The organism is Komagataeibacter kakiaceti JCM 25156, assembly GCF_000613305.1.
Genome location: NZ_BAIO01000048.1, coordinates 1 through 10,510, shown reverse-complemented (window position 1 = coordinate 10,510; position 10,510 = coordinate 1). Strand labels below are relative to the sequence as shown.

At 65.8% G+C, this 10,510-nt stretch carries 6 protein-coding genes and 4 pseudogenes; 5 read left to right on the top strand and 5 right to left on the bottom strand.

Annotated features, from left to right (window positions below):
* The coding region (locus tag JCM25156_RS05285; protein WP_025812375.1) for an NADPH-dependent F420 reductase at positions 1-684 on the top strand (684 nt) is incomplete at its 5' end.
* On the opposite strand, the pseudogene JCM25156_RS21745 reads toward JCM25156_RS05285, so the two are convergent.
* Positions 663-1,210, bottom strand: a pseudogene (locus tag JCM25156_RS21745) (HdeD family acid-resistance protein). The gene JCM25156_RS05285 and the pseudogene JCM25156_RS21745 sit on opposite strands and share 22 nt — an antisense overlap.
* A gap of 312 nt (positions 1,211-1,522) precedes the next feature.
* Between JCM25156_RS21745 and rpsD the strand changes: the two are divergent.
* The 4 genes and pseudogenes from rpsD (at position 1,523) to JCM25156_RS21735 (ending at position 6,067) form a co-directional block, all read left to right on the top strand.
* A pseudogene (gene rpsD / locus JCM25156_RS05275) lies at positions 1,523-2,139 on the top strand (30S ribosomal protein S4).
* Positions 2,140-2,257: 118 nt separating this feature from the next.
* Complete coding sequence (locus tag JCM25156_RS05270; RefSeq protein ID WP_025812373.1) at positions 2,258-3,820, top strand: peptide chain release factor 3; 1,563 nt, start codon at positions 2,258-2,260, stop codon at positions 3,818-3,820.
* Positions 3,821-3,926: 106 nt separating this feature from the next.
* Positions 3,927-5,292: pseudogene (gene cysS / locus JCM25156_RS21740) on the top strand (cysteine--tRNA ligase).
* A pseudogene (locus JCM25156_RS21735) lies at positions 5,289-6,067 on the top strand (RNA methyltransferase). Before cysS ends, JCM25156_RS21735 begins: the two co-directional pseudogenes overlap by 4 nt.
* A gap of 186 nt (positions 6,068-6,253) precedes the next feature.
* On the opposite strand, the gene gltX reads toward JCM25156_RS21735, so the two are convergent.
* The 4 genes from gltX to JCM25156_RS05240 form a co-directional block, all read right to left on the bottom strand.
* Positions 6,254-7,591 carry a glutamate--tRNA ligase gene (gltX, locus tag JCM25156_RS05255; protein ID WP_025812372.1) on the bottom strand — a complete coding sequence of 446 codons (1,338 nt, stop codon included), beginning with the start codon at positions 7,589-7,591 and terminating at the stop codon, positions 6,254-6,256.
* A gap of 71 nt (positions 7,592-7,662) precedes the next feature.
* Complete coding sequence (locus tag JCM25156_RS05250; RefSeq protein ID WP_025812371.1) at positions 7,663-8,031, bottom strand: hypothetical protein; 369 nt, start codon at positions 8,029-8,031, stop codon at positions 7,663-7,665.
* Positions 8,032-8,074: 43 nt separating this feature from the next.
* Positions 8,075-9,244, bottom strand: a complete 1,170-nt coding sequence (locus tag JCM25156_RS05245; RefSeq protein ID WP_025812370.1) for a beta/alpha barrel domain-containing protein — start codon at positions 9,242-9,244, stop codon at positions 8,075-8,077.
* Positions 9,245-9,272: 28 nt separating this feature from the next.
* On the bottom strand, positions 9,273-10,502 hold the full coding sequence (locus tag JCM25156_RS05240) for a class II 3-deoxy-7-phosphoheptulonate synthase (RefSeq protein WP_084296450.1): 1,230 nt from the start codon (positions 10,500-10,502) through the stop codon (positions 9,273-9,275).
* Positions 10,503-10,510: the final 8 nt, after the last annotated feature.

The following is a 10,510-nucleotide window of genomic DNA, read 5'->3' as shown; positions in this document are numbered from 1 at the left end:
CCGCCCCTGCGCATCGGCATGGTCGGATCGGGGCATGTCGGCGGCACGCTGGGCCGGTTATGGATCGGGGCCGGGCATCAGGTCATGTTTTCCGCCCTTGACCGCCGGGACGCGGCGGAACGGGCGGCGGGGTTTTCCTCCCCCCTCGCTCACGCGGGCAGCACGCAGGACGTGGTGGAATTCGGGGATGTGGTCGTACTGGCGGTGCCCTATGGCGCCCTGCCGCAGCTTGGCAACAGCATCGGGCCGCTGCTGGGCAGCCGCCCCGTGGTGGATGCCACCAATCCCTATCCATGGCGCGATGGCAAAATCGGGCGTCTGGCGCAGCGCGACGGGGCGGGGCTGACCACGCAGGCGCTGTTTCCCTCGGCCGCCGTGGTCAGGGCCTTCAATTCCGAGGACATGACGACACTGGCCGCGCAGAGCGGGCGTCCACCCCCACGCATGGGGCTGCCCATGGCGGGCAATGTCACGCAGGCGCTGTATGCGACGGGCTGGCTGATCCATGACGCGGGCTTTGACCCGGTCATGGCGGGGCCACTGTCACGCGCGAACCTGTTCCAGCCCGGCGGCCCCGCGTTCGAGGCCCGCATGACCGCCGATGAACTGCGCGCCGTGCTGGACGTCAGCGCCGGCAACCCGGTCGAGCGCGCCCTGGCCGCTCAGTTTTCCGGCGGCAGGTAGGCGGCCTGGCGCAGCGCCAGACCGAACTGGACCCAGCCGATTCCGCTGGCGATCAGTTCAACGGCAATGAAGGTGCCGATCAGCCACAGCCCCGACCACGGCAGCGTCATATACAGGCACACCCCCACCAGCAGGCTGATCGCGCCGCCGAGCAGGATCAGCCACCAGCCTGCAGCCCGCGCTGCTGGAACGCCATGACAATGCGCCCGATACCCGACACCACCAGACAGGCCGCGATGAACAGGGTAATGACCATGGAGCCGGTGGCCGGTTCCTCCATCATCATCGCGCCCGCCAGGATATACAGCCCGCCGCCCAGAATGGACATGAGCCTGCCGCTCCAGTCCCGCACGGCGAAGGCATGCACGAGTTGCAGCGTGCCCGCCACGAACAGCAGCAGGCCAAGCAGGATCGTGCTGGCCAGCGAGACAACCAGCGCATCCACCCAGGCCATGAACCCAAGCACGAGCGAGACCACGCCCAGCCCGACAAACAGCCCCCAGCGCTGCGTTAATGGCGTTTCCATGCGCAAAGACCCTTTATTCATCATGGTGGAAAATTCATTCGCTCCCGCTTCATAACAGGCGGGCGGGCGTGTGCGATACACGCTTTCGGCACGGCAGGCACACCGTGATGATTGACACGGCCCCCGCAGTACTTCTATACGCGCCCGACTGCCGGGAACGTGGACGATACGGCTGGCGCCCATGGGTGATTGCTCCCCGGCGCCGGTAATACGTGGCGCGCCCGTCCTGTTCATGGGGAACAGGACCTACCGGTGCAACGACATGGCGCGTGTTCCCACGGGCCATGCAGATGAATGAAGAGAAAGCGCGACATGAGCAAGCGCCTTGAGAGCAAGTACAAAATCAATCGCCGCCTTGGCGTGAACCTGTGGGGCCGTGCGAAGTCCCCGGTCAACAAGCGCGAGTATGGCCCCGGCCAGCATGGCCAGCGCCGCAAGCAGAAGCCGTCCGACTTCTCCGTGCAGCTGATGGCCAAGCAGAAGCTGAAGGGCTACTACGCAACATCGGTGAAAAGCAGTTCCGCAAGTATTATGACGAGGCCGTCCGCCGCAAGGGCGATACCTCCGAAAACCTGATCGACCTGCTGGAACGCCGGCTGGACGCGGTTGTTTACCGCATGAAGTTCGCGATCACCCCGTTCGCGGCACGCCAGTTCATCAGCCACGGCCACATCACGGTCAATGGCCGCAAGGTCAACATCCCCTCCTACCTGGTGCGCGATGGTGATGTGATCGAAGTGCGTGAAAAGTCCAAGCAGCTCGCCATCGTGCTGGATGCGGCCCAGAGCGGCGAACGCGACGTTCCGGAATACATGGAAGTCGATCATCGCCAGATGAAGGGCACGTTCCTGCGCTCGGCCAAGCTGTCGGACGTTCCTTATCCGGTCCAGATGGAACCGAACCTGGTCATCGAATTCTACTCTCGCTGATCTGGTCCCGGAACCGGGCAGGCGTGACGCCGGGCGTGGGGCCTTGTCCCCGCGTCCGGCGTCCGCGTTTCTGGCCCCTGCCAGGTTCCACAGCCTTCCCGCCGGGCCAGCCGCAGGAATGGACACGCTCGTGAACGCCCCCGCAGCCGATACCTCGCTTGCCGCCGAAATCACCCGGCGGCGCACATTCGCCATCATCTCCCACCCCGACGCGGGCAAGACCACGCTGACCGAGCGTATCCTGCGCGCCGGTGGCGCGATCCAGATGGCGGGCAATGTCCGGGCCAAGGGCGAGCGGCGGCGCACGCGTTCGGACTGGATGGGGATCGAGCGTGACCGTGGCATTTCGGTCGTGACCTCGGTCATGACGTTCGAATATGGCGGCTGCATCTTCAACCTGCTCGACACGCCGGGCCATGAAGACTTCTCGGAAGATACCTATCGCACGCTGACGGCGGTGGATGCCGCCGTGATGGTGATCGACGCCGCCAAGGGGATCGAGGCGCGCACGCGCAAGCTGTTCGAGATCTGCCGCCTGCGCGACATTCCCATCGTGACCTTCATCAACAAGATGGACCGCGAATCGCAGGATCCGTTCGCGCTGCTGGATGAAATCTCGTCCTCGCTGGCGCTGGACACCGCCCCGGCCACATGGCCGGTGGGGCGGGCGGCCAAATTCGTCGGCACCTATGACCTGCGCAGCCGCGAACTGCATGTGAGCGAGGAACTGGACCAGTCCGACCCGCGCATGGTCCAGCTTGGCGAGGATCTGGAACTGGTCGAGGCGGCACTTCCCCCCTTTGACCGTGAAAGTTTCAATGCCGGCCATCTCACACCGGTCTTCTTCGGTAGCGCCATGAAGGAAATCGGCGTGACCGACCTGCTGGACGCGCTGGCCGCCTTCGGCCCGCCGCCGCGCGACCAGGCGACCGAGACCCGCAATGTCCGCGCCGATGAACCCGCGCTGACCGCGCTGGTGTTCAAGATCCAGGCGAACATGGACCCCAACCACCGCGACCGCATGGCGTTCGCGCGCATCTGTTCGGGCAGGCTGCAACGCGGCATGCGGCTCAAGCACGTGCGCATCGGCAAGCAGTTCGCGCTGCATACCCCGCAGTTCTTCTTCGCCCGCGACCGCCAGCTTGCCGAGGAAGCCTTCGCGGGGGACGTGGTGGGCATCCCCAACCACGGCACGCTGCGCATTGGCGACACCCTGACCGAAGGCGAGGATCTGCGCTTTACCGGCGTGCCCTACTTCGCCCCCGAAATCCTGCGCCGCGTGCGGCTGGATGACGCGATGAAGGCCAAGAAGCTGCGCCAGGCCCTGACCGAACTGGCGGAGGAAGGCGTGGTGCAGCTTTTCCGCCCGCAGGACGGCGCGCCGCCCATCGTGGGCGTGGTGGGCACGCTCCAGCTTGATGTGCTGCAATCCCGGCTCAGGGGCGAATACGGCGTGGCCATCGGCTTTGAATCGACGCCGTACAACCTGGCCCGCTGGGTCACCGGCCCGCGCGACAAGCTGGAGACATTCTGCATGGCCAACCGCGCCGCCATGGCGGACGATATTGATGGCGACCCGGTCTTCCTGGCGTCCTCGGCGTTCATGATGCGCCGCACGGCGGAAGGGAACCCCGATCTCGCCTTTCACGACATCAAGCAGATCGGGCAGGAAATCGGCTGAAAGGGCGGCGGTGGCCTGCCGGTCGCCGCCCCTTTTGTCCGCCCCCCACGGGAGACACAGATGAAGTCTTGCGCCCCACCGGCTGTCTGTCGCATCTAGACGCATCATGTCCGATACACAGCCCCGCCTGCACCTGCACGACAGCAGAACCCGCAGCACCGTTCCCTTCGTTCCGCTCGACCCGCTGAACGTGCGCGTCTATTACTGCGGCCCCACGGTTTATGATCTGGCGCATATCGGCAACCTGCGCGCCATGCTGACGGCGGACGTGCTGGTGCGCCTGCTGCGCCACCTGTACCCACACGTGACCTACGTGCGCAACATCACGGACGTGGATGACAAGATCAACGCCCGCGCGCTGGCCAATGGCGAATCCATAGCGGATCTGACCGCGCGCACCATCCGTGATTTCCATGACGACCTGGCCGCCGTCTCCATCCTGCCGCCCGACGTGGAACCGCGCGCGACCCACCATATCGGTGAAATGCAGGACATGATCCGCCGCCTGATCGAAAGCGGCCACGCCTATGAGCCGAAGGGCATGTGCTGTTCGCGGTGGGCACCTACGATTCCTATGGCGCGCTGTCGGGCCGCAGCCCCGATGACCTGATCGCGGGCGCGCGGGTGGAGGTCGCCCCCTACAAGCGCGATCCGGGGGATTTCGTGCTGTGGAAGCCATCGGACGACCAGACGCCGGGCTGGGACAGCCCATGGGGACGCGGGCGGCCGGGCTGGCATATCGAATGTTCGGCCATGTCGCACCGTTACCTGGGGCAGAGTTTCGACATTCATGGCGGCGGGTCGGACCTTCTGTTCCCCCACCATGAAAACGAACGCGCGCAGAGCATGTGCTGCCACCCGCACGGGCGCTTCGCCGCGCACTGGTGCATAACGCCATGCTGCTGGTCAACGGGGAGAAGATGTCGAAATCACTCGGCAACTTCATGACCGTGCGCGACGTGCTGCGCGACACCCCGGCGGAGGCGCTGCGCCTGCTGCTGCTGCGCGCGCAGTACCGTTCGGTCCTGAACTTCACGCAGGCCGGGCTGGATGAAGCGCGCCAGATGCTCGACCGCTTTTACCGCGCGCTGGAACACCTGCCCGAACAGCCGGAGCCCCTGCCCCCACCGCCCGACAGCTTCGTGGCCATGCTGTGCGATGACCTGAACACCCCGCGCGCACTGGCGGAAATGCACGCGCTGGCCGATGCCGCACTGGGTGGCGACACGCTGGCCGCCCGCCAGCTCAGGGCGGCGGGCAACCTGATCGGCCTGCTGCATGACACACCCGAACAGTGGTTCCGTGGCCGCAGCACCGTTGACGCCAGCGCCATCGAAGCCCTGATTGCCGAACGTCTGGCCGCGCGCAGGGCGCGTGATTTTGGCCGGGCCGACGCCATACGCAATGAACTGGCGGCGCAGGGCATCGTACTTGAGGATGGCCCGCAGGGCACGACATGGAGGCAGGCATGACCGGGCGTGATGGCGGGGCGGATATCGGCCCCATCGGCAACAGCCCGGTCGTGATCCTTGTGCGGCCCCAGATGGCCGAGAATATCGGCACCACCGCGCGCGCCATGGCCAATGGCGGGCTGTTCCACATGCGTCTTGTCGCCCCGCGTGACGGCTGGCCGCTGGAACGCGCGTGGCGCAGCGCCTCGGGGGCGGACCGCATACTCGAATCCGCCACGGTGTTCGATACGGTGGATGACGCGGTGGCCGACCTGCACCATGTCTTCGCCACCTGTCCCCGCCCGCGCCATATCGTAAAACCGGTGCTGACCGCCCGTGGCGGGGCCGCCGAACTGCGTGAGATGACAGGGCGCGGGCTGAAGGTCGGGCTCATGTTCGGACCTGAGCGCGCGGGGCTGGATAACGAGGACATGGCCCGCGCCGACGCCTGATACGCTACCCGCTCAACCCCGCCTTCATGTCGCTCAATCTGGCGCAGGCGGTCATGATCATGGCGTATGAATGGTGGATGGCGCATGACGACACGCCGCCGCGCACGCTCATGACCAACGAGACGCATGTGGCCACCCGGGGCGAGCTGGATAATTTCATGCGCCATCTCATCACCGATCTGGATGAGTGCGGTTTCCTGCGCAATGAGCAGAAGCGCGCGGGTATGGTGCGCAACCTGCGGCATTTCTTCCTGCGTGGCGAGGTGACGGAGCAGGAACTGCGCACGCTGCATGGCGTGGTGACCGAACTCTCACGCGGGCGCAAGGCGCGACAGGCGGGCTGAACGCCCCCCCCCTGCGGAGTATTTCTGTAAATTGTAAGGAAGTTTGTGCTGAAGCTTTTTTCAAAAAGCTTCAGCAAACGCCGCCTTTTTGAAAAAAGGCGGCACCCAAAAACTTTTATCTTTATCAATCAGTTATTTTCAAATCACTTATGAAAAAGGCCCGGTTCCATCCGGGCCTTTTTCATGTCAGCGCGACACGATCCGCAACCGCCCGGCCACGCGCTCGCGCCCCATGAGCGGGAGCAGGTCGCGCATTTCCGGCCCGCTGTCCTCCCCCGTCAGGGCAAGACGCAGGGGGTGGAACAGGTCGCGCCCGGTACGGCCCGTGGCCTCACGCACGGCGGTGGTCCATGTTTTCCATGTCGTGTCATCCCACGGTTCGGCGGGCAGGCATTCCAGCGCCTGAAGCAGGAAGGGCGTGTCCTGCGCGTCCATGACGGGGGGCACGATCTCGCCCGCCACCACGTCCCACCAGTGGCGCAGCTCACTGGCCATGTCCACGTTGCCGCGCACGGCGCGCCAGAAGGCTTCGGTCGCACCTTCGGGCAGGCGGGCGCGAATTTCCTCAAACGGCATGGCGTGCATGATGCGGCGGTTCAGCCCCAGCAACTGCCGCATGTCGAAGCGCGCGGCCGAGCGTGAAACGCGCCCGAGGTCGTAGCTGGCGGCCAGTTCATCAAACGAAAGCGGGGCCGGGTCATCCGCGCTGCCAAGGCGGGCGAGGTAGGACACGATGGCCGAAGGCTCGATCCCGTCCTGCCTGAGCGCACGAATCGACAGCCCGTCGAAACGCTTGGACAGCTTGCCGCCGCCCTCATCCAGCAGAAGCGGCAGATGCGCGAAGGTGAAACGGTTGCGCTTCGCGCCCAGCGCCTCGGCAATGTCGATCTGCACGCCGGTATTGGTCACATGGTCCTCGCCCCGGATGACGTGGGTGATGCCCAGTTCCATGTCATCCACGACCGAGGCCAGCGTGTACAGCACCGTGCCATCGGCGCGTACCAGCACCGGGTCGGAAATGGCGGGCAGCTTGACGCGCGACGGCCCCATGACCAGGTCATTCCATTCCACCGTGCGGTGGTCGGACAGTCTGAAGCGCCAGTACGGCACCTTGCCATTGGCTTCGGCCTGCGCGCGCTGCTGCGGGGTCATGCGCAGCATCGCACGGTCGTAGATGGGGGGCTTGCGCATGCGGATGCGCGCCTCGCGCTTGGAGGCGAGTTCCTGCTCGCTCTCGAAGCACGGGTAAAGCCGCCCGCTGGCCTTCAGGTGTTCGATGGCCAGCGCGTAGCGGTCCAGCCGGTCCGACTGGCGGACATATTCGTCCCACCCGATGCCCAGCCAGCGCAGGTCATCCTGCAGGGCCTGCACGTATTCCTCTTTCGAGCGGCCCCTGTCGGTATCGTCAATACGCAGCAGGAAACGCGCGCCGTGGCGGCGGGCAAACAGGGCATTGGCAATGGCCTGACGCGCATTGCCAACATGGATCAGCCCGGTCGGGCTGGGCGCAAAACGGAGTTTCATGCCCCCTATATGCGGCGATCACGCCCGAAACGCCAGAGAGCATGGACCATCAATGCGCGATGGGCGCGCGCTCAGTCCTCCGCGTCGTCATCCTCGGCGCGGCGGGGGTCGAAGGCGCGCCAGTCACGCTCCATGGGTGTGGCGGCATGGGCCGCGAAATCGTCCAGTTCATTGGCCGAGCGCCAGCCCATGTCACCGGCTTCGAGCACCTCCGCGTCTTCCCCGAAGGAGAACCACGCCTTGAGCACCTCGGCAGGGGAAAGGCCCGCCATGCGGCACCGCTCGATGCTGTCGCGCACATAGGCGCGCGCGAAGGCGTTGGCCTGGATCAGGTCGGGGAAGCCACCGACCTCCTCCACGATATTATCCTCGGCGCCGCCTGACAGATCCAGAATCCGCACGCGCCACCCCTCCGCAGGGGCAAAAATGGTATCCGACACGATGAAGCCTTTCGTTATCCACCCCGCATCCGGGGGCCGCGCGCTACAGGTTGCTGTTGCGGCGGAGCAGGAACTCCCGCCCCACCTTGACCCGTGGCGTATCGTCATAGGCCACGATGTCCGCCGTGGCATAGGTTTCCGACCAGCGGTCGGGAATGAAGGAACCGGTGCCGATCACATCAACCGGGGCGTGGGCGTCCGCCATGCTGAGGCATTTTTCCACACTGAAGCCCGATGACGCAATGATGCGCACATGGGGGAAACCGGCCTCGTCCAGCACCTCGCGCATCCGCCATATGGCGGCGGCGGACACACCGGTGCCGACAAGGTGGCGCAGTTCCTTGTCGGAGCGGTAACGCCGGATGCTGCCCGGCGTATGCCGCTCCAGCACGGCATAGGAGGAGGCCGGGTCCAGCCCCTCCAGAAACCGGCCGCCATGGGTATCCAGCCGCACGGCCAGCCGCCCGGTCGCGGCAAGTTCGGGAAAATGGCGGCAGACTTCCAGCGCGTCCGTCACCTCATGACCGAAGTAATCGACCAGCACCACCAGATCCGTATCGGGATAGACGGCATGGAACATCTCGGCCGCCGCCAGGGTGGACCCGGCATAGCCCACCAGCGCGTGTGGCATGGTGCCCAGCCCCCGGGAGGTGCCGAAATAATGCGCCGTGGCGTCGTTCGCCCCCCCGATGAAGCCCTGCGCCCCTTCCTTGCGGGCGGCGCTACTCCCCACCGAGGCGGCATAGGCCATCTGTTCCTGCATGTCGAAGCCCGCGCAATGCCGGGCCTCCATGGCCAGAAAACGCGCGTGCGGCAGCGCCATGGCCATCTGGTAGGCATTATGGGCCGCGACGCAGGCCGGCCCCAGCAACTGGAGCATCAGCGTTTCAAGCGGGGCCAGCCGCGCGAACGAACCGGTAATGTAGGCCAGCGGTTCACCCGCGCCCACCCATGTCCCCTCGGGGAACATGACCGTGCATTCGATGTCGGCCCCGCACCGGGCCGCCACCGCGCCCACCCATTCCACCATGAGCCGTGGGGCCGAGATGACGGGGCGGCGCAGGAAGATGGCGTACGTCACCTTCCTGTCACCGAAGCGTTCGACAATGGCCCGCGTGCGATTGAAATACGCATCCGTGCGGGCGGCGATCACATCCTCCGCCACCGCGCGCGCGGCCCTGCCCCCTTCACCGGAGCCCTCACCCTGGGTCATGTCGCCTCCAATTCCCCCAACGGCGGAACTAGCGCGCTCCGCCCCCAATATGACGCACCCGCGTCTTCAGTTCCTCGGCCAGGCGGAACGCCATCTCCAGCGACTGTTCCGCGTTCAGGCGCGGGTCACAGAAGGTTTCGTAGCGTTCGCCCAGGTCATCTTCCGTCAGGCGGTGCGCGCCGCCGATGCATTCCGTCACGTTCTGGCCGGTCATTTCGAAATGCACGCCGCCGGGGCTGGCGTCCGCGGCCTCGAACACATCGAAGAACCCGTGGATTTCGGACAGGATGGCATCGAACGAACGGGTCTTGACGCCCGTGCTGGTGGAACTCGTGTTACCGTGCATCGGGTCGCATAGCCATGTGACCGTGCGCCCCGTGGCCATCACTTTATCGAGCAGCGGCGGCAGGTGGTCGCGCACCTTGCCCGCCCCCATGCGCGAGATGAGGGAGATACGGCCGGCTTCATCCTGCGGGTTGAGGATGTCGAGAAGCTGCTCCAGATCCTCGATGGTGGTGGTGGGACCGACCTTGATGCCGATGGGGTTGCGCACGCCGCGCAGGAATTCGACATGCGCGCCGTCGGGCTGGCGGGTGCGGTCACCGATCCAGACGAAATGGGCCGAACAGTCGTACCATTCGCCCGAGGTCGAATCGATGCGGGTCAGCGCCTGTTCGTAGGGCAGCAGCAGCGCCTCGTGCGAGGTGTAGAACTCGGTCTCGTCAATCTGCGGCGTGGTGGCGGCGGTCAGCCCACACGCGGCCATGAAGTCCAGCGTCTCGCCAATGCGTTCGGCAAGCTGGCCGTAACGCTGCGCCAGCGGCGAACGCTCCACGAAGCCCAGGTTCCAGCGATGCACCTCGTGCAGGTTGGCGTAACCGCCCCCCGCGAACGCGCGCAGCAGGTTCATCGTGCCGACGGACTGGAAATACCCCGTCTCCATCCGCGCGGGATCGGGCACGCGCGCGGCTTCGGTGAAGTCGGAGCCGTTGATGATGTCGCCACGGTAGGATGGCAGGGTCACGCCGCCCTTCGTTTCGGTATCGGCGGAGCGCGGCTTGGCGTACTGCCCCGCCATGCGCCCGATCTTGATGACCGGAACCTTGGCCCCGAAGGTCAGCACCACCGCCATCTGCAACAGCACGCGGAAGGTATCGCGCACGATGTCGGCGGTGAATTCACTGAAGCTCTCGGCGCACGCGCCGCCCTGCAGCACGAAGGCCTGCCCCCGGGCCGCCTTGGCCAGATGCGCGCGCAGAGCCGTGC